The following is a 17,914-nucleotide window of genomic DNA, read 5'->3' on the forward strand; positions in this document are numbered from 1 at the left end:
CGTCGCTAGAGCTTGAGGTCGAACTCACCAAAGGACTATAACAATGGCTCTCAGTAAAGAAGCGCCGGAGTTTGACATCGACGATGAGGTTCTCCTTATGGAGACCGGTATCGCTACGGAATCGATGTCGAATGAGGGACCTGCTGTACCTTCAGTTCGCACCAAATCCAAGAACTCCACCGCGTTAAAGCAACACAAATACATTGACTACACACGGGCGCTCGATGCGACCCAGCTGTACCTCAATGAAATCGGCTTTTCCCCTTTGCTTACCCCTGAAGAAGAAGTCCACTTTGCGCGTTTGTCGCAGAAGGGCGACCCGGCTGGGCGCAAGCGCATGATTGAAAGCAACCTGCGCCTGGTGGTGAAAATCGCCCGACGCTACGTCAATCGTGGGCTCTCTCTGCTGGACTTGATCGAGGAAGGCAACCTGGGCTTGATCCGGGCGGTGGAGAAGTTCGACCCGGAGCGGGGCTTCCGCTTTTCGACGTACGCAACCTGGTGGATTCGCCAGACCATCGAACGGGCGATCATGAATCAGACCCGAACGATCCGGTTGCCGATCCATGTGGTCAAGGAGCTCAACGTCTACCTGCGGGCAGCACGTGAGCTTACCCAAAAACTCGATCATGAACCTTCGCCTGAAGAAATCGCCAACCTGCTGGAAAAACCGGTGGGGGAGGTCAAGCGCATGCTCGGCCTGAACGAGCGCGTGTCTTCGGTCGATGTCTCGCTGGGTCCGGATTCGGATAAAACCCTGCTGGACACCCTGACAGATGATCGGCCTACAGATCCTTGTGAGCTGTTGCAGGATGATGATCTTTCCCAAAGTATTGACCAGTGGTTGTCAGAGCTCACGGATAAACAGCGCGAGGTGGTGATTCGCCGCTTCGGCCTGCGCGGCCATGAGAGCAGCACCCTGGAAGACGTAGGCCTGGAGATTGGTCTGACCCGTGAGCGGGTGCGGCAGATCCAGGTAGAGGGGCTCAAGCGCTTGCGTGAGATCCTGGAGAAGAATGGCTTGTCGAGTGAGTCGTTGTTCCAATAGAACGACGCACTAAAACATGTGGGAGGGGGCTTGCCCCCTCCCACATTGTTTTATGCCATGGAATCTTTGGCACAAAGCCAAATCCCAGGCATAAAAAAACCCCGCTTTTAAAGGCGGGGTTTTTTCGACTAAGTCAGTACAAGTTAGATAACTTGAACTTCTTCAGCTTGCATGCCTTTCTGACCGCGGGTAGCGATGAAAGAAACCTGTTGGCCTTCTTTCAGGCTTTTGAAGCCGTCGGATTGGATAGCTTTGAAGTGAACGAACAGGTCGTCACCGGATTGTGGAGTGATGAAGCCGAAGCCTTTTTCATCGTTGAACCACTTAACGGTACCAGTTTGGCGATTAGACATGGTGTATCTCCTTGGACAAAGTTAACTGCGACTCAGGAAAAGCCCTGGCCGAGACTGAGTGCAAAGAGCAGGAAAAATTCTTGGAGATGGTTGGATCGAAATTCAACATATCGTGTAGAGATTCTCAGTGACACAAGCAGCACAGTGGCGCCACCTTAACCCTTTTTCCGGAACGTGCCAATGGTATTTCCGAAGGTTTCTCCATTTTCGTGACTGGCGGTGGTATTTACAGTCACCCGGCGCGGCAATATGGGGGCCGGCCCCGCTGGCTGCGGCTTAAAGGCAGCGTCGCATTCGTCAAGAAAAGCCCGGCAGCCTTTGAACCACAACGCCGGCCCCGGTAAGATGCCCCACAGAATTTTTCCACCTCGCTATTCAGGACACCCGCCATGAGCATCAAATCGGACAAGTGGATTCGCCGCATGGCGCAAGAGCACGGCATGATCGAACCGTTCGTCGAGCGCCAGATCCGCGGCCAAGGCGATGCCCCCGTGATCTCTTACGGTGTTTCCAGCTACGGTTACGACGTACGCTGCGCCGACGAATTCAAGGTGTTCACCAACATCAACTCGGCGATCGTCGACCCCAAGAACTTCGATGAAAAGAGCTTCGTCGACGTCAAGAGCGACGTGTGCATCATTCCACCCAACTCCTTCGCCCTGGCGCGCACCGTGGAATTCTTCCGTATTCCACGCGACGTGCTGACCATCTGCCTGGGTAAAAGCACCTACGCGCGCTGCGGCATCATCGTCAACGTGACGCCGCTTGAGCCGGAGTGGGAAGGCCACGTGACCCTGGAGTTCTCCAACACCACCACCTTGCCGGCGAAGATCTATGCCAACGAGGGCGTTGCGCAGATGCTGTTCCTGCAGTCCGACGAGGCTTGCGAAGTGTCCTATAAAGACCGTGCAGGCAAGTACCAGGGCCAGCGCGGCGTCACCCTGCCACGCGCTTGATCGAAAGGTCTTACACGTAAAGGGAATTTGTCTGCGGTAAGTGACTCTATTGGGTGTACTGCCTCGGCGCGTGCAAAACGCGCCGAGCCACGCTTGAGGAGTACCTTATGAAGATCGACCCGCGAATCAGCGCAGAACTTGCCCGGCTTGAACCCAACCAGATTGGCGTTCTGGCCTGGTCCCTGATGGCCGATCCCGCTTACGCGGGCGACATCCCCGGCCAACCCGGTACAGATTACCCACAGCCTACCGAACCGGGTGAACCGACCCTGCCGGACGAGCCACCTCCCGCGCCTGTCGCGTGATANTGATGGCCGATCCCGCTTACGCGGGCGACATCCCCGGCCAACCCGGTACAGATTACCCACAGCCTACCGAACCGGGTGAACCGACCCTGCCGGACGAGCCACCTCCCGCGCCTGTCGCGTGATACCTAGCCCAACGGCCAGACCTCATGATCGCCAATCACATAGATTTGGCGGTCATTGCCTTTTTGCACCGCGTACCCCCCGGTAAATGCACCAAACGCCGGCAGCAGGCTGACCCGCGTACCGATCTGGAAGCACGGCAGGCGCAAGCTCTGGCGACCCTTGCCACGCAAGTGATACACCGGATGCACATGCCCCGCCAGTACGTGGTGGCTGGGGTGTGCGTCAGGTTCATGTTGCAGGGAAAAAGGGCCCATCAGCAACGGCTCGGGGATCACTTCAATCCTCAAGTCCAACGGTGGGTCGCCCGCGCGTTTATCGTGATTACCGCGAATCAAGGTCATGCGCAGGCCCAAATGATGCTCACGCCAGGCCCGCAAGGCGCTCAAGGTGCCGCAGGCATGTGAGCCAGGGCCATGCAGAAAATCCCCAAGAAAGATCACCTGTTCGCACAGGTAGACAGACAGCACCTTATCCAGCCGCTGCAGATTGGCGCTGGTCGTGCCCTGTGGCACCGGTTGCCCCAGGCTGCGATAGGCCGACGCCTTGCCAAAATGCGCATCGGCAACCAGCAGGCAGCGGCGCGCCGGCCAGTAGATGGCCTTGTCCGCCAGTAACCACAAGTCCTCGCCCTCAAGCGTCAGTGAGCAATGCATCAGCGTTTCCTGTTATCCGCGACTTTTTCCAGGTCGTTGACCATCCGCGCAATGCGCTCCGAGAGTTTTTCCGAGCTCATGCTTTCGCGCATCCGCTCCACCAGCAAGGGGAAGGCCAGGGGTGTAGGCCGTTCGATCAGGTGCAGGTCCAGTTTCAGTGTCGACAGATGTCGCAATGTTTCTTCGAGGCGACGTATATCCAACTCGTCTCGCAGGACTTCTTCCCCAGCTTGGGTCAGCAACAGGTTTTGCGGGTCATATTGTTTGAACACCTCAAAGAACAAACCGCTGGATGCCTGCACCTGTCGTGTACTTTTTGGTGCGCCGGGGTAGCCGGCAAACACCAGCCCGGCGATGCGTGCGATTTCGCGAAAGCGGCGCAGGGCCAACTCCCCGGCATTCAGGCTGGCCGCGACGTCATGCAGCAGGTTGTTGGGGCTCAGCAATGCATTGCCCAGCACGGCTGGCCAGTCCACCTCGGTCGCGCTCAACAACTCCAGGCCGTAATCATTGACCGCAATCGAGAAGGTCACGGCTTGCTGGCGGCTGACTCGCCATGCCAGCAAGCTTGCCAGTCCCAAATGCACCTGGCGCCCGGCGAAGGGGTAGAGGAATAGGTGCCACCCCTCCCGTGACTTTAATACCTCGGCCAACAATTGCTCGCACGTCGGCAGGCCCGACCAACGCAACTGTGTCTGCAACAAGGGTTGCACCGCCCGCATCTCCGGGCCGTCATAGTGCCCACGGGCGGCCGCATCCAAACGCTGCACCACCGCCTGGGCCAGTTCGTTGGAAAGTGGCATGCGCCCGCCATTCCAGCGGGGCACTGCGGCTTTTTTCGCGGTGCTGCGGCGTACATAGGCGGTCATGTTTTCCACGCGCACCAATTCCAAAAGACGCCCGGCAAACAGAAAACCATCACCGGGCTTGAGTCGCGCAATAAAACCTTCCTCGACACTGCCCAGGTTCTTGCCACCACCGCCTTTGCTCCAGAATTTCAGCTGGATACTGGCATCGCTGACGATGGTGCCCACACTCATGCGATGACGACGTGCCAGCCGCGCATCGGGGACACGCCACACACCCTGTTCGTCCGGCTCCACGCGACGGTAGTCGGGATAGGCGGTCAGGGATAAACCGCCATGACGCACAAAACCCAGGGCCCAGGCCCATTCTTGATCGGTAAGGTCGTGGTAAGCCCAGGCGCCGCGCACCTCCGCCAGCAGTACATCCGGCGTAAAACCGCCGCCCAACGCCATGCTGACTAGATGCTGAACGAGAACATCCAACGGTTTGTACGGTGATTCCCGAGCTTCGATGCGTCGCTGGGCAATCGCGTCCTGAATGGCTGCGGCCTCCACCAATTCCAGGCTGTGGGTCGGCACCAGCGTCACCCGGGATGGCCTGCCGGGTGCGTGGCCCGAGCGCCCGGCGCGTTGCATCAGGCGCGCCACGCCTTTGGCCGAGCCAATCTGCAGCACCCGTTCCACCGGTAGGAAATCCACCCCCAGGTCCAGGCTCGACGTGCACACCACAGCCTTGAGCTGGCCGTCTTTGAGCGCCCGTTCTACCCAATCACGGGTTTCCCGCGAAAGTGAGCCGTGGTGCAGGGCAATCAACCCAGCCCAATCGGGGCGCGCTTCGAGCAATGCCTGATACCAGATTTCCGATTGCGCGCGGGTATTTGTAAACACCAGGCAGCTGCTGCTGGCGTCCACTTCGGCCACGACTTGCGCCAGCATCTTCAAGCCCAGATGCCCCGCCCAGGGAAACCGTTCGGCAACCGTTGGCAGCAATGTGTCGACGCGTAGCTCCTTGGCTGTTTGCCCCTGCACATTGATCCCACCGCCTTGCGGGACCAACACTTGCAGAGCATGGGATGGGTTGCCCAGTGTCGCCGAAATCCCCCACACCATCAGGTGCGGATGCCAACGCCGCAGCCGCGCCAACGCCAGTTGCAATTGCACACCGCGCTTGTTGCCGATTAGCTCGTGCCATTCATCCACCACCACCATGCGCAGGTGCGCCAGGCTCACTTCGCTGTCAGCGCGGGCGAGCATCAGGGTCAGGCTTTCGGGGGTGGTGACCAATGCCGTGGGCTGGCGTCGGGTTTGGCGTGCGCGCTCGCTGCTGCTGGTGTCGCCGGTGCGCAGGCCGACACTCCAGGGAATCTGTAACGCCTCCAGCGGGGCCTCCAGGGCTCGGGCAGTGTCGGCGGCCAAGGCACGCATGGGTGTGATCCACAGCACGGTCAGTGGTTCGGCGGGCGGTTTGCGTTTGCCCGTGGCAGGTGCTCGCGTAATCGCGAAGTGATTGAGCGCCGCAAACCACAACGCATAGGTTTTGCCCGCGCCGGTGCTGGCGTGGAGCAGGCCTGAGCGGCCTTCCTTGACCGCCCGCCAAACGTCTTTTTGAAAAGCGAACGGCTTCCAGCCTTTGACGGCAAACCATTGTCGGGCGAAGTCGAGGGGTTTTGCCATGCGGCAACTGATGCTCTGGAGGGCCTACTTCACAGACCTTGCGGACCTACCAAAGGTTTAATGCCTGAGCTATTGCAACTCGACGCGACATCGTTGCAATTGGCATGCATTGGCCAGGGCTACGACACGACAATTGAATGATGGCGGCAGGGGCTGCGCTTTATCCAGGCGCTGCACCAGGTAAAAGTCCTCGGCAAGTGGCAACTCTTGCGGGTTGTTGGTGTGCTGCGCCCAGCCATCGCTATAGAACTCTGCCGAATACGAGCGCGAGCCCAGAACGATCAGATCGCCCGGCGCGGCAGCTTGCTGCGCTTTCCACAGTGCAACGATGTCTTTTTGGTTTTGGGGGTGTTCGGATAATTGGCCGCTCAAAATTATGACGCACCCCGCCAGCGGCAGGACCATCGCCACGCTGGCGACGAGAGCATCGCGGGGCTTGCGGCAGATCGCGTCGGCCAGCAACAGTGCCCAGGCAGGCAAGGCGGGTAGCACGTAGGTCCACAGAATGTTGGAGGAGAGGGTAAAAAACAGCGGCGTTGAAACAGCCCACGCGAGCACGAAGAAAAAGTATTCGCGCGGGGCTTTAAACCGTGTTCCCCGCCTGATCAACAGCGGTAACAACAACGCCCAGGGCATGAGCGCCCCCAGCAAGTGGCCCCAGATCATCATCAAGGGTTCGGCGTGCGCGCTGCCGTAAAGGTCGCCCTGCCATTTGCTGATGACATAGCGACTAAAATGTTCACCCACCAGAAAGTACTCAAGGAACCCCGGCGTTTTTTGCTCTGCCAGCCAATACCAAGGCAGGGCAATGGCGAGCATCAGCGTTATACCGCGTAACCATGGCAAGCCGCGCAATCGGTGCCAATGGCCGGTCAGCGCGAGCCACAGCGTGGTTGGCAGGCCGATCAGCACGACCGCGAGTGGGCCTTTGGCGAGCAAGCCCAGGCCCAAGCCGATAAACCCGGCCAGTGCCCAGTTACGGTCGCCATGCATCATTGCGCGCCAGAAACCCAGGTGTGCCAACAACAAGGCGAACGCCAAGGCACCGTCAGTCAGCACCGCACCACTGGAGAAAAACCCGAGTGCGCACGTTGAGTAAATGATCGCGGCGGTCAATCCGACCCGCAGGCTGCGCTCTTGAGTGGCAAAACGCACAATCAGCAGGCAACTGCCGACATGTAGCAGCCAACTGGAAAAACGGCTCGAGAACTCACCGATGCCGAACACTTTCATGCTCAGGGCCTGCGCCCAGAATGACAGCGGCGGTTTGCCCCAAAACGGCGTGTCGTGATCGAACATCGGCGTGATCCAATCATTGGACACCAACATCTTGCGAGCGATTTCGGCGTAGCGGGCCTCCGATGTGTCCATGATTGGATAGAGTCCCAGTGTCACCAGGCGAATGAGCAGCACGCTCAGCAAAATGCCCCAAAGCAGGCGGGTGTTAGTGTAGGTATTCATGCCGATTGCCTCATGAGCGGGCTTCAGGTTGATCGCGTATGCACAGGGACTTGGGCCGGGGGCTGACCACCGTCAGCACTCTGCCGACGTACTCGCCGACCCCTGCGGTGCCCAGGCACAACAGCAAGATGGATTGGATGAGAAGGTGCAGGTGGGTCAACTCGCCGAACATCGCAGTGGCCACGATCCACACTGAGCCGACCAGAAAGCTGGCGGCGCTTAGGTAGCTGTACATCCTCAAGGGGCGAGTCGAGAACGCCAGGACTGAATCCACACACAGGTTCAGCAATGAGAGTGAGGTCCATTTGGTCACTCCTGCCTGGCGCGGTCCGCGGTCGTAATTGACTTCGGTACTGGGATAGCCGAGCCAACTGACCAGTATTTTCAATACGCCGGCGTTATCGTCCATGGACCGAATAGCTGCCAGCGCATGGGGGCCGATCAGCCTGAAATCACTGACTTGGCTGGGTACATCAAAATCATCGATCAACTGGTCTATGGCGGCGTAGAAGCAACGGGCGGCCGTGCGCTTTACCCAGGGGTCGCAGTGCCGTGAGCGGCGCTGCATGTTGACGATTTCAAAACCCTTGTGCCATTCCTGCACCATCAAGGGGATCAGCTCGGGTGGGTCCTGCAAATCGCAATCCAGAATGATCACTGCGCGCCCTTTTGCGCTGTTGATACCCGCACGCATCGCGGCTTCTTTGCCGAAGTTGCGACTTAGATGCAACCTGCGAACGCCTGGGGTTTGCGCAAACGTGTCGAGTATTTGCGCGGTTCGGTCCTGACTGCCGTCATTGATATAGAGCACTTCGATGGGTAATTCCAAACGGCTGGTGATGGCCATCAAGCGCCGATGAAACTCAGCCAGTACACATTGCTCGTTGAAGCAAGGCACCAGAATGGAAAGTTCCGTTGTTTGCGAAGTTTCCCCGGACAGGCGTGCGCTACATGTCATGTTTAAATACCCAGAAGTGATTAATGGTAAACCCCTGAACGGTCACAGTTGCCGTTGCCGTCATTTGAGCGAGGTAGGGATGCATACCCCACTTGGTGAGCACGGCGACGATGAAAATGTTGGAGCAAAGTTGGCTGGCAACGGTGATGACGAAGCGTGAAGTTGCACAGCGGCGCTGGGCGAATACCCAGTGTCGGGATAGGTAATAGGCGGTTAGCGCTCCCGCGACGCCGGCATACAGTGTTGAAAATGCCGGGCCTTGGTAAGGCAGCAGGCAGGCAAACAGCATGAAATGGACCAGCGTGGAGAAGGTTCCAGCCCCCAAGTAACGAGCGAATAATCTGAGTGTTTTTGGCATGCCCGAAATGTATAAGATGAAACGTGAAGCAAATGTCACATAGCGTAACGGTACATGTTTAAGGCTTTTCTGAATGTTTGGCGGAGTAATTACTTTCGTATGTAAGAAAGTGGAGTTATTCATGATTGAAATTTTACTAGTTGAAGATGATTGTGAATTGGCAGGGTCGCTGGGGGACTATCTTGGCGAGTTTGGCTACGACGTAGACTTCGCCCGCGATGGGCCAGGTTGTCTGGAACGGGTGCGCCAGCATGAGTACGACCTCATCGTCATGGATGTCGCGATGCCTCGTATCAATGGCTTTGAAACCTGTCGGCTGCTGCGGTGCGAGCAGAACCAAACCCCAGTCATATTCTTGACTGCGCGCGATGCACTCACCGACAAGCAAGAGGGGTATGACGCAGGCGGTGACGACTACCTGATCAAGCCCTTTGAACCCCAAGAGTTACTGTGGCGCATCCGGGCATTGATGCGTCGGGGTGTGGGGCGCCTGCCACGCAGCCCGAGGCAGTTGGGGGACCTGGTGATCGACCCGGCGTCGCAGTCCTTGTGTCGCAACGGTGCGTTCACGGTGCTGCCTGCGCTTCAGTTCAGGCTGCTGAACCTGCTGGCCGATGTGGCACCGGAACCGGTCAGCCGACGCAAACTTGAGGCCGCGCTGTGGCCCGATGGCGACCCGCCAGACAGTGATGCATTGCGCACCTATATCTACCGCCTTCGACAAGCCCTGGGTAAACCCTTAGGCAATGTTTTGATAAGAACTGTCCACGGTAAGGGCTATCGTCTTGCCATTCCCCACTGATTCTTTCTTTGCGCGAATCCTTTCTGCGCTGCTGCCGTTCATGGCAACGATCACTCTGTTTTACAGCGTGCTGGTCTGGCTCGCTGTCAACGTAACGGAGGACTACATCATTGCCAGCTATTTGAAGCTTGAAACCCAGGCGTTCGAGGAGCGGTACGCCCGGCAAGGAGCCACGACCCCGATGCCCAACAGCATTTACCTTCAAGGCCACTGGTCGGGGGACGTTGGCGTGACCGAGGCCATGCGCCAATTGCCCGTAGGTCACCACGAACTCAAAGGCGAGGATGTCCATGTGCTGGTGAGCCAGGTGCCAGGGGCGTCGCAACGTTTGATTCTGGTACTCAACGAGTCTGAACTCAGCCAGACCGAGGGCTACGGCGCGCAGATTGTCGGCCTGCTCTGTGCGGTTGCCGGTTTGATCCTGATCCTGGGGGCGATCCTGGCCATTGTGATTGCCCGGGCGCTCGCTCGGCCGCTCAGCCGCTTAGCGGCAGAGGTGGCCCAGGCGACGGGCAGGGCATCGAAGTTCAGCGGCGCTGGCCGCAGGGATGAAATTGGAATGTTGAGCCGTACGCTCTCATCGCTGGTCGCGCAGCAACACGCGGTGCTGCTTAGGGAGCAGGCATTTACCCGACACGTCAGCCATGAATTGCGAACGCCCCTGAGCATCCTGCATAACTGCTTGGCCATTCTGCGTTTGCCGGGTTGCAATGCCGAAAAAAACGCTCGCAGCCTGCTGCGCATGGAAGGCGCTTTGGCCGGAATGAAGATGACGATCGAACTGTTTCTGTACCTCGCCCGTGAGCCCCGGCCGTTACACGATCAAAGGGTTGGACTGGCCGCCATCGTCGTTGAGCAAATCGAAAAGCATCAACTGCTCTATCCCCGCACGGCAGGCAACCTGGTGTTTGCGCAGGCAGGGGCAAGCGCGCGGCAAGTCAACGAAGCCATCGCACGCAGCGTGGTGCAAAACCTGCTCGGTAACGCCGCCCAGCATGGCGCCGGGAAGATCCGCGTAGTCCTCACCGAGCAACGCTTGGTGATCATGAACAACCGTGCAGAGTCGCACCCATCACAAGGCTTCGGATTTGGCCTGGAGATCGTCGCCCGCGCTTGTGCTCATTCAGGCTGGACGCTCGAGACGCGGCGCACGCGCCACACCTTTCGCGCCTGTATTGCCTTTACTTGAGGTTCCCGCTGAGAAACTGCTGCAAGCGTTCGCTCTTCGGGTTGCCCAACACATCCTCGGGCGCGCCTTGCTCCTCCACCAGCCCCTGGTGCAGGAACAGCACTTGGCTGGACACCTTGCGCGCAAAGCTCATCTCATGGGTCACCATGATCATGGTGCGGCCTTCCTCGGCCAAACCCTGGATCACCTTCAGCACTTCGCCCACCAGTTCCGGGTCGAGGGCCGAGGTGGGTTCGTCGAACAGCATCACCTCTGGCTCCATCGCCAGGGCACGGGCGATGGCCACTCGTTGCTGCTGGCCGCCGGAGAGAAACGCCGGGTATTGATCGGCCACGCGGGCCGGCAGGCCGACTTTATCCAGGTAGCGACGGGCGCGGTCTTCGGCGTCCTTCTTGCTGCAACCCAGCACCCGGCGCGGGGCCATGGTGATGTTTTCCAGCACGCTCATGTGGCTCCACAGGTTGAAATGTTGGAACACCATCGCCAGCCGAGTGCGCAGGCGCTGCAACTCGGCGTCGTCGGCCACACGCATGCCATTGCCGTCGCTGACCATGCGGATCGGCTGGCCGTCGAGGGTCATGGCGCCGTCGTTGGGGGTTTCCAGGAAGTTGATGCAGCGCAAGAAGGTGCTTTTGCCCGAGCCGCTGGCACCGATCAGGCTGATCACATCACCGGTCTTGGCCTTGAGCGAGACGCCTTTGAGCACCTCATTGTCGCCATAGCTCTTATGCAGGCCTTCAACGGTCAATTTGTACATGGGGCATGCATCCTCAAGGCGAAAGTAGATAGCCGCTGCGGTAGGCCTGGCTGCCCGCGACATGGCCGATGACCATCCCTGCAGTGGCCATGCGGCGTAGCGAACGGGCGTAAAGCAGGCCGGCCTTCTGGCAGTGCACGGGCGTTACGCGATCAGTAATGGGGTCGATGATTTCGGCGATCAGTTGGCCGGCCTCCAGGTATTCCCCGGGCAGGGCGCTGAACACCAATAGGCCGCCCACTGGCGTGGCAACCGGTTCAACGCCTGCTAGCGGCGTGGCCGGGTAGGGCAGGTCGGGCAAAGGTGCGGCGTCGCCAGCGATGGCGCCAAAGTGAATCAGGTAGTCGATGATCGCCTGGCAATCCAGGGCGGCCAGGCCGTGGTTCACATCGCCCTGGCCGCGCAGCTCGACAGTCACCGAAAAGCTGCCCATGGGAATCGGGAAGCGCTCGCCGAAACGCTGCTGCAACTGCCACCACACCAGGGTGAAACACTCATCGAAGGATTGCCCGCCGGAATCGGTGGCCAGCAAGTTCGCCTCCGAGCCGATATAACGCGCGAGCGGTTCCACCTGGGGCCAGGCTTCGGGCGTGGTGTACAGGTGCGCCACGGCTTCGAAGTCGCAGTGCAGGTCCAGCACCATATCGGCGTCGCAGGCCAGACGTTGCAGCACCAGGCGTTGGGATTGCAATTGAGTACTGGCGGTTTGCGCGGCAAGTGCAGTGCAGAGGGCGTCGCGGATCAGCTCGACGTTGCGCTGGGGATCATCGCCGAGCAAGGCTTCGACCTGATTGCCCACCGCTTCACTGAGGTCGACAAACAGGCGATTGAAGTTCTGCCCGCTCTCCAGCTCATAACGCCCCAGCGGGATATCCATCAACACCTGTTCCAGCCCCACTGGGTTGGCGATGGGCACCAGCACGATTTCGCTGCGCAGGCGCCCGGCCGCCGCCAACTGGGCCAGGCGCACCTTCAAGTGCCACGCCACCAGCATGCCCGGCAGCTCATCGGCATGCAGCGACGACTGGATGTAGATCTTGCCCGTGGCCTGCTCCGGGCCGAAGTGAAAACTGTGAATCTGCCGCGCCGTACCTGGCACCGGCGCGATCAGTTCATGGACCTGATGACGCATACACGCTCCTTAATGACTCGGCCCGAGAAAGGCCAGCCAGCGGCGCTCCGCCAGGCGGAACAGCCCGACCAACGCAAAGGTCACGGTCAGGTAGATCAACGCGGCGATGCCAAATGATTGAAAGGTCATGAAGGTGGCCGAGTTGGCGTCCCGCGCCACTTTGAGGATGTCGGGGATCGTCGCGGTGAAGGCCACCGTGGTCGAGTGCAACATCAGGATCACTTCATTGCTGTAGTAGGGCAGCGAGCGGCGCAACGCCGACGGCATGATCACGTAGGCATACAGCTTCCAGCCACTCAAGCCATAGGCCTTGGCCGCTTCCACTTCGCCGTGGGCCATGCTGCGGATCGCCCCAGCGAAAATCTCCGTGGTGTAGGCGCAGGTGTTGAGGGCAAAGGCCAGGATGGTGCAGTTCATCGCGTCGCGAAAGAACGCATCCAGCAGCGGTTGTTCGCGCACGGCGGCGATGCTGTAGATGCCGGTGTAGCAGATCAGCAACTGGATATAGAGCGGTGTGCCACGAAACAGGTAGGTGTAGAACTGCACCGGCCAACGTATGGCGCGATTGCGCGATACACGAGCGATGGACAGCGGGATCGACACTAAAAAACCGATGACCAGGGCAGCACTGAGCAGCCACATGGTCATGGCCAGGCCGGTGATGTGCTGGCCGTCGCTGTAAAGGAACGGGCGCCAGTATTCCTGCAAGAGTTCGATCATCGCACCGCCTCCCGTGAGCCTGCGGCGTAGCGGCGTTCAAGACGACGCAACACAAAGTTGGAGGCGCTGGTGATCAACAGGTAGATCAACGCGGCGAGCACCAGGAAGTAGAACAGTTGGTAGGTGCTTTTGCCCGCATCCTGGGCCGCTTTGACCAGATCAGCCAGGCCGATGATCGACACCAGCGCCGTGGCCTTGAGCATCACCATCCAGTTATTGCCAATGCCTGGCAGGGCAAAGCGCATCATCTGCGGGAAGGTCACGTAGCGAAACCGTTGCCCACGCTTGAGGCCGTAGGCCGTGGCGGCTTCCAATTGGCCACGGGGCACGGCGAGGATCGCGCCGCGAAAAGTCTCGGTGAAATACGCACCGTAGATAAAGCCCAAGGTGATCACCCCGGCGCTGAATGGGTCGATCTCGATGTACTCCCATTCCATAAAATCGGTAAGGCCGGTCAGCCAGGTTTGCAGGCTGTAGAAAATCAGCAGCATCAGCACCAGGTCGGGCACACCGCGGATCAAGGTGGTGTAGAGCTGGGCGGGGACGCGCAGGAGGGCCAGGCTGGAGAGTTTGGCGCTGGCGCCAAGCAGGCCCAGCAACACGCTGACGGCCAGCGACAGCACCGACAACTTGATGGTCATCCAGGTGCCTTGCAGCAACAGCGGGCCGAAACCCTTCAAGCTGAGCGCGCTCAACCCGAGGGTTTGCAACAGTTCTTCGAACATAAATCAGGACCTATGGCGATAAAAAAGCGCCCCTCCAAGGAAGGGCGCCCAGGCATTACTTGCCGCTGTACAGGTTCAGATCGCCAAAGTGTTTCTTCTGGATGGTGGCGTAGGTGCCATCATCGTGTAACGCTTTGATACCTTTATCCAAAAGTGCCTTCAGTTCAGTGTTACCTTTTTTGATACCGATAGCGGTTTTCGACGGCAGCAATGGGTCATCGATCGCAGCGCTGACTTCGTAGCCGGCGCCGGCTGGCGACTTCAAAAAGCCCAGTTCGGCTTGCAGCATGTCTTGCACGGAAGCGTCGAGGCGGCCGGAGGTCAGGTCGGCGTACACCTGGTCCTGGTTGGCGTAGGCCTTGGTGGTCACACCGGCTTTATCCAGCACGGCCTTGGCGTAGGCTTCCTGGATGGTGCCTTGCTCATAGCCCACGGATTTGCCCTTGAGGGACTCTGGCGTCGAGTAGCCGGCGCCTTTCTTGAACACCAGCGACGTTGGGCCGGAGAACAATTCGCTGGAGAAGTCGATGGCCTTTTCGCGCACCGGGGTCACGGTCATGGACGAGATCACACCGTCGAACTTGTTGGCTTTCAGGCCCGGAATCATGCCGTCGAAGTCACTTTCGACCCACTTGCACTTCACTTTCAGCTCGGCACAGATGGCATTGCCCAGGTCGATATCGAAGCCCACCAGGCTGCCATCGGCGGCTTTGGATTCAAACGGCGCGTAGGACGGATCGACACCAAAACGCAATTCCTTGTATTCCTTGGCCGTGGCAACACCAGCAGCCATGCACAGAGCCAGTGCAGAAAGGGTCAGCAATGCTTTTTTCATTATGTAATCCCTAAAAACCAAGATATGCGCTTGTGGCGCGTTTAGGACTGTTACTGAACGGTGTCAGACGCAACACAGGTAGCAATTTCTGCACCATAGTTCCGAAAGTAGTTCCGAATAAGCGTTTTAAAAGGTGGGAATAAGGAAAGCTGAGTGTAGGAGATGCCCGAAAGCGGGCACTGAAAATTCAGTGCACCAATCTGAATCATATGAAGATCAATTGTGGGAGGTGGCTATATCAGGTCAGTAGGTCTTGCAGTGTGGCCAGGCTATCCGCTTCCTCCACCGCCTTATCCTGCCGCCAGCGCAACATCCTCGGAAACCGCACCGCAATCCCGCTCTTATGCCGCTTGGACAGGGCAATCCCCTCAAACCCCAGTTCAAACACCATGCTTGGCGTGACACTGCTCACCGGGCCGAATTTTTCCACGGTGGTCTTGCGCACAATGGCGTCGACCTTGCGCATCTCTTCATCGGTCAGCCCGGAATACGCCTTGGCGAACGGCACCAATGTCCGCTCGCTGCCGGGTGGGCCGTCCCATACGGCAAAGGTGTAGTCGCTGTAGAGGCTGGCGCGCCGACCGTGGCCACGTTGGGCGTAGATCAACACCGCATCGACGCTGAAGGGGTCGACCTTCCACTTCCACCACAGGCCCATGTCCTTGGTGCGGCCCACGCCATACAGGCCTTGGCGATCCTTGAGCATCATGCCTTCCACGCCCAGGCTACGGGAGGCTTCGCGTTGTTCGGCCAGATCGTCCCAGGTTGCGCCGCTCAACAGTGGCGAGGGTTGCAGCACCGGTTGCTTGCACTGGGCAATCACCTGTTCAAGCTGGGTGCGACGTTCGGCCTGGGGATGGCTGCGCCAGTCGTCGCCTTGATGCTCCAACAGGTCATAGGCCAGGACGATCACCGGGGCTTCTTCGAGGACTTTCTTGCTCAACGTCTTGCGCCCGATCCGCTGTTGCAGCAGGGCGAAGGGTTGCACCGCGTCTTTCCACACCACGATTTCGCCGTCGATCACTGTGCCATCCGGCAGGCCGCTGACCAGGCTGTGAAGTTCGGGGAAGCGTTCGGTCACCAGTTCTTCGCCACGGGACCAGATCCATAGGCGGCCCTCGCGCTTGACCAGCTGCGCACGGATACCGTCCCACTTCCACTCCACCTGCCAGTCGGCGGGGGAGCCAAGCAGGGTGTCGAACTGCTCCACGGGTTGGGCCAGCCCATGGGCAAGAAAAAACGGATAAGGCTGCCCGCCCCGTTGCGCATGCTCGTCGGGCGATTCAGCGGCGATCAGCTTGAGGTAACCCTCAGCCGTGGGGCGGTTGGACAAATCGGTGTAGCCCACCAGTCGTTGGGCCACGCGCTTGCTGTCGAGGTCGGCCAGGGCGGCGAGGGCGCGGGTCACCAGCAGTTTGGACACGCCCACGCGAAAGCTGCCGGTGATCAATTTGATGCACACCATCAGGCTCGGTTGATCCAGCTGTGCCCACAGCGCGGGCAGGCGCTCGGCCAATTCCAGGGGCGGCAGGCCGCGCAGGGGCAGTAGTTTTTCTTCCAGCCACACCGCCAGGCCGTCGTCTGAGGTGTAGGGGGATTCCGGCAACAGCAGTGAAATGGTCTCTGCCAGGTCACCGACCGACTGATAGCTCTCTTCAAACAACCACGGCTCGATACCGGACGCTTCGGTGGCCATGTCCCGTAGCAAGCGCGTAGGCACCAGTTGCCGAGGTCGTCCGCCGGAGAGGAAGTACACCGCCCACGCGGCATCTTGCGGCGGCGCCTGGCGGAAATAGGCCTGCAACGCGGCAAGCTTGGCATTACTGGAGGTGGTGGCGTCGAGGTTGGCGTACAGCTCGGCGAAAGCTTTCATACGTTGGCCTCTTCTTCGTCATCGCCGTATTCGGTAGTAAAACCCTGGGCATCCAGGCCTTTTTCCCGCAGGTGGCGCACCAGTACACCCACAGAACCGTGGGTAACCATGACTCGTTCGGCGCCGGTTTGCTCGATGGCCCACAGCAGGCCTGGCCAGTCGGCGTGGTCCGACAGCACGAAACCGCGGTCCACGCCACGCCGTCGCCGAGTCCCGCGCAGGCGCATCCAGCCGCTGGCAAAGGCATCGCTGTAGTCGCCGAAGCGCTTGATCCAACTGCTGCCGCCGGCGGAGGGCGGGGCGATGATCAAGGCTTGGCGCAGCAGTGGGTCGGTCTTTTGGAAGTCCCCGGCGTAAAGGGTTTCGGGGATATAGATACCCGCTTCGCGGTATACCCGGTTCAAGGGCTCGACTGCGCCATGGCTGAGGATCGGGCCGATACTGGCATCAATGCCATGCAGGATGCGCTGGGCCTTGCCGAAGGAATAACAGAACAACACGCTGGCCTTGCCCGCGGCGATATTGGCCTGCCACCAAGCGTTGATCCCGGCAAAAATCTGCGCCTGGGGCTGCCAGCGGTAGATCGGCAGGCCGAAGGTGGATTCGGTGATAAAGGTGTGGCAGCGCACCGGCTCGAAGGGCGCACAGGTGCCATCGGGTTCGACCTTGTAGTCGCCGGACGCCACCCAGACTTCGCCCTGGTATTCCAGGCGCACTTGGGCCGAGCCCAGGACATGCCCGGCTGGATGGAAACTCAGGGTGACGCCGTGATGCTCCAACCGTTCGCCGTAGGCCAGGGTTTGCAGGTTGATGTCCTGGCCCAAGCGCGAGCGCAGGATGCCTTCGCCGGGGGCAGCGGCCAGGTAGTGCTGGTTGCCGGTGCGAGCGTGATCGCCATGGGCGTGGGTGATCACCGCGCGCTCCACTGGGCGCCAGGGGTCGATGTAAAAGTCGCCGGCGGGGCAGTAGAGGCCTTCGGGACGGGCGATGACAAGGTCCATGGGCGTGCCTGGGGCGATGGGCTTATCAGTTAGGAGGGAAGCAGGACTTGAGAAGTTCTATCTGATTGCATGCAGAACAAATGTGGGAGATTCTATGGTTGAGGGGAAGTCCCCAAAACCGCTTTTGACTTGTACTCACTCTGATTTTTCAGGAGTGAAAACGCGATCCGTGCCAGCTTGCG

General features: G+C 59.5%; 18 protein-coding genes. 5 read left to right on the top strand and 13 right to left on the bottom strand.

The genetic code is table 11. The features are described 5' to 3' along the window. The first annotated feature begins 43 nt into the window (after positions 1 to 43). Positions 44 to 1,048 carry an RNA polymerase sigma factor RpoS gene (gene rpoS / locus ACLD1Y_RS24815; RefSeq protein WP_025855149.1) on the top strand — a complete coding sequence of 335 codons (1,005 nt, stop codon included), beginning with the start codon at positions 44 to 46 and terminating at the stop codon, positions 1,046 to 1,048. Between the two features lie 143 nt (positions 1,049 to 1,191). Here rpoS and ACLD1Y_RS24820 read toward each other — a convergent pair whose 3' ends face one another. After that, a complete protein-coding gene (locus ACLD1Y_RS24820) occupies positions 1,192 to 1,401 on the bottom strand; it encodes a cold-shock protein (protein ID WP_002554837.1) in 210 nt (69 codons plus the stop codon). 389 nt (positions 1,402 to 1,790) lie between these two features. On the opposite strand from ACLD1Y_RS24820, the gene dcd reads away from it, so the two are divergent. Together dcd and ACLD1Y_RS24830 are read left to right on the top strand one after the other, a co-directional pair. Continuing rightward, positions 1,791 to 2,357 (top strand): dCTP deaminase, encoded by a 567-nt coding sequence (dcd, locus tag ACLD1Y_RS24825; protein ID WP_010212421.1) that lies wholly within the window; start codon positions 1,791 to 1,793, stop codon positions 2,355 to 2,357. A 107-nt stretch (positions 2,358 to 2,464) separates the two neighbouring features. Continuing rightward, a complete protein-coding gene (locus ACLD1Y_RS24830) occupies positions 2,465 to 2,662 on the top strand; it encodes a hypothetical protein (RefSeq protein ID WP_429480404.1) in 198 nt (65 codons plus the stop codon). A gap of 128 nt (positions 2,663 to 2,790) precedes the next feature. On the opposite strand, the gene pdeM is transcribed toward ACLD1Y_RS24830, so the two are convergent. From pdeM to ACLD1Y_RS24855, 5 genes are all read right to left on the bottom strand, one after another. Further along, positions 2,791 to 3,441: a ligase-associated DNA damage response endonuclease PdeM gene (gene pdeM / locus ACLD1Y_RS24835; protein WP_429480405.1), complete on the bottom strand. Its 651-nt coding sequence runs from the start codon at positions 3,439 to 3,441 to the stop codon at positions 2,791 to 2,793. Next, the gene (locus ACLD1Y_RS24840) at positions 3,441 to 5,921 is read right to left on the bottom strand and encodes a ligase-associated DNA damage response DEXH box helicase (RefSeq protein WP_429480406.1); all 2,481 of its coding nucleotides are present in this window, start codon (positions 5,919 to 5,921) and stop codon (positions 3,441 to 3,443) included. The genes pdeM and ACLD1Y_RS24840 overlap by 1 nt, the downstream gene beginning before the upstream one ends. 69 nt (positions 5,922 to 5,990) lie before the next feature. Further along, complete coding sequence (locus ACLD1Y_RS24845) at positions 5,991 to 7,382, bottom strand: ArnT family glycosyltransferase (RefSeq protein WP_429480407.1); 1,392 nt, start codon at positions 7,380 to 7,382, stop codon at positions 5,991 to 5,993. Between the two features lie 10 nt (positions 7,383 to 7,392). Then, positions 7,393 to 8,280 (bottom strand): glycosyltransferase family 2 protein, encoded by an 888-nt coding sequence (locus ACLD1Y_RS24850; protein ID WP_429480408.1) that lies wholly within the window; start codon positions 8,278 to 8,280, stop codon positions 7,393 to 7,395. Between the two features lie 49 nt (positions 8,281 to 8,329). Continuing rightward, positions 8,330 to 8,821 carry a GtrA family protein gene (locus ACLD1Y_RS24855; RefSeq protein WP_429480409.1) on the bottom strand — a complete coding sequence of 164 codons (492 nt, stop codon included), beginning with the start codon at positions 8,819 to 8,821 and terminating at the stop codon, positions 8,330 to 8,332. Here ACLD1Y_RS24855 and ACLD1Y_RS24860 point away from each other — a divergent pair. Next, positions 8,820 to 9,500, top strand: coding sequence for a response regulator transcription factor (locus ACLD1Y_RS24860; protein ID WP_429480410.1), 681 nt, complete (start codon positions 8,820 to 8,822; stop codon positions 9,498 to 9,500). The two genes, ACLD1Y_RS24855 and ACLD1Y_RS24860, sit on opposite strands and share 2 nt — an antisense overlap. Beyond that, positions 9,484 to 10,689: a sensor histidine kinase gene (locus ACLD1Y_RS24865; RefSeq protein WP_429480411.1), complete on the top strand. Its 1,206-nt coding sequence runs from the start codon at positions 9,484 to 9,486 to the stop codon at positions 10,687 to 10,689. Before ACLD1Y_RS24860 ends, ACLD1Y_RS24865 begins: the two co-directional genes overlap by 17 nt. Here the strand turns inward: ACLD1Y_RS24865 and ACLD1Y_RS24870 are convergent. The 7 genes from ACLD1Y_RS24870 to ACLD1Y_RS24900 form a co-directional block, all read right to left on the bottom strand. Then, on the bottom strand, positions 10,682 to 11,446 hold the full coding sequence (locus ACLD1Y_RS24870; protein ID WP_429480412.1) for an ABC transporter ATP-binding protein: 765 nt from the start codon (positions 11,444 to 11,446) through the stop codon (positions 10,682 to 10,684). The genes ACLD1Y_RS24865 and ACLD1Y_RS24870 overlap by 8 nt on opposite strands. Before the next feature lie 13 nt (positions 11,447 to 11,459). Then, positions 11,460 to 12,578 (bottom strand): succinylglutamate desuccinylase/aspartoacylase family protein, encoded by a 1,119-nt coding sequence (locus ACLD1Y_RS24875; protein ID WP_429480413.1) that lies wholly within the window; start codon positions 12,576 to 12,578, stop codon positions 11,460 to 11,462. Positions 12,579 to 12,587: 9 nt separating this feature from the next. Next, positions 12,588 to 13,298 carry an ABC transporter permease gene (locus ACLD1Y_RS24880; protein ID WP_429480414.1) on the bottom strand — a complete coding sequence of 237 codons (711 nt, stop codon included), beginning with the start codon at positions 13,296 to 13,298 and terminating at the stop codon, positions 12,588 to 12,590. Next, a complete protein-coding gene (locus ACLD1Y_RS24885) occupies positions 13,295 to 14,023 on the bottom strand; it encodes an ABC transporter permease (RefSeq protein WP_429480415.1) in 729 nt (242 codons plus the stop codon). Before ACLD1Y_RS24885 ends, ACLD1Y_RS24880 begins: the two co-directional genes overlap by 4 nt. Positions 14,024 to 14,078: 55 nt before the next feature. Continuing rightward, complete coding sequence (locus ACLD1Y_RS24890) at positions 14,079 to 14,858, bottom strand: transporter substrate-binding domain-containing protein (protein ID WP_014717255.1); 780 nt, start codon at positions 14,856 to 14,858, stop codon at positions 14,079 to 14,081. Positions 14,859 to 15,096: 238 nt separating this feature from the next. Then, positions 15,097 to 16,731, bottom strand: a complete 1,635-nt coding sequence (locus ACLD1Y_RS24895; protein WP_429480416.1) for an ATP-dependent DNA ligase — start codon at positions 16,729 to 16,731, stop codon at positions 15,097 to 15,099. Continuing rightward, positions 16,728 to 17,732 carry a ligase-associated DNA damage response exonuclease gene (locus ACLD1Y_RS24900; protein ID WP_429480417.1) on the bottom strand — a complete coding sequence of 335 codons (1,005 nt, stop codon included), beginning with the start codon at positions 17,730 to 17,732 and terminating at the stop codon, positions 16,728 to 16,730. Before ACLD1Y_RS24900 ends, ACLD1Y_RS24895 begins: the two co-directional genes overlap by 4 nt. Positions 17,733 to 17,914: the final 182 nt, after the last annotated feature.

The organism is Pseudomonas sp. 18175 (assembly GCF_050432925.1).
Lineage (GTDB): Bacteria > Pseudomonadota > Gammaproteobacteria > Pseudomonadales > Pseudomonadaceae > Aquipseudomonas.

Bases quoted from the DNA above. Each gene is read 5' to 3' on its own strand.
- ACLD1Y_RS24880 (WP_429480414.1), bottom strand. From the start codon at position 13,298: ATGATCGAACTCTTGCAGGAATACTGGCGCCCGTTCCTTTACAGCGAC.
- ACLD1Y_RS24840 (WP_429480406.1), bottom strand. From the start codon at position 5,921: ATGGCAAAACCCCTCGACTTCGCCCGACAATGGTTTGCCGTCAAAGGC.
- ACLD1Y_RS24875 (WP_429480413.1), bottom strand. From the start codon at position 12,578: ATGCGTCATCAGGTCCATGAACTGATCGCGCCGGTGCCAGGTACGGCG.
- ACLD1Y_RS24870 (WP_429480412.1), bottom strand. From the start codon at position 11,446: ATGTACAAATTGACCGTTGAAGGCCTGCATAAGAGCTATGGCGACAAT.
- ACLD1Y_RS24855 (WP_429480409.1), bottom strand. From the start codon at position 8,821: ATGAATAACTCCACTTTCTTACATACGAAAGTAATTACTCCGCCAAAC.
- ACLD1Y_RS24830 (WP_429480404.1), top strand. From the start codon at position 2,465: ATGAAGATCGACCCGCGAATCAGCGCAGAACTTGCCCGGCTTGAACCC.
- ACLD1Y_RS24885 (WP_429480415.1), bottom strand. From the start codon at position 14,023: ATGTTCGAAGAACTGTTGCAAACCCTCGGGTTGAGCGCGCTCAGCTTG.
- ACLD1Y_RS24895 (WP_429480416.1), bottom strand. From the start codon at position 16,731: ATGAAAGCTTTCGCCGAGCTGTACGCCAACCTCGACGCCACCACCTCC.
- ACLD1Y_RS24820 (WP_002554837.1), bottom strand. From the start codon at position 1,401: ATGTCTAATCGCCAAACTGGTACCGTTAAGTGGTTCAACGATGAAAAA.
- ACLD1Y_RS24900 (WP_429480417.1), bottom strand. From the start codon at position 17,732: ATGGACCTTGTCATCGCCCGTCCCGAAGGCCTCTACTGCCCCGCCGGC.
- ACLD1Y_RS24890 (WP_014717255.1), bottom strand. From the start codon at position 14,858: ATGAAAAAAGCATTGCTGACCCTTTCTGCACTGGCTCTGTGCATGGCT.
- ACLD1Y_RS24845 (WP_429480407.1), bottom strand. From the start codon at position 7,382: ATGAATACCTACACTAACACCCGCCTGCTTTGGGGCATTTTGCTGAGC.
- ACLD1Y_RS24860 (WP_429480410.1), top strand. From the start codon at position 8,820: ATGATTGAAATTTTACTAGTTGAAGATGATTGTGAATTGGCAGGGTCG.
- dcd (WP_010212421.1), top strand. From the start codon at position 1,791: ATGAGCATCAAATCGGACAAGTGGATTCGCCGCATGGCGCAAGAGCAC.
- rpoS (WP_025855149.1), top strand. From the start codon at position 44: ATGGCTCTCAGTAAAGAAGCGCCGGAGTTTGACATCGACGATGAGGTT.
- pdeM (WP_429480405.1), bottom strand. From the start codon at position 3,441: ATGCATTGCTCACTGACGCTTGAGGGCGAGGACTTGTGGTTACTGGCG.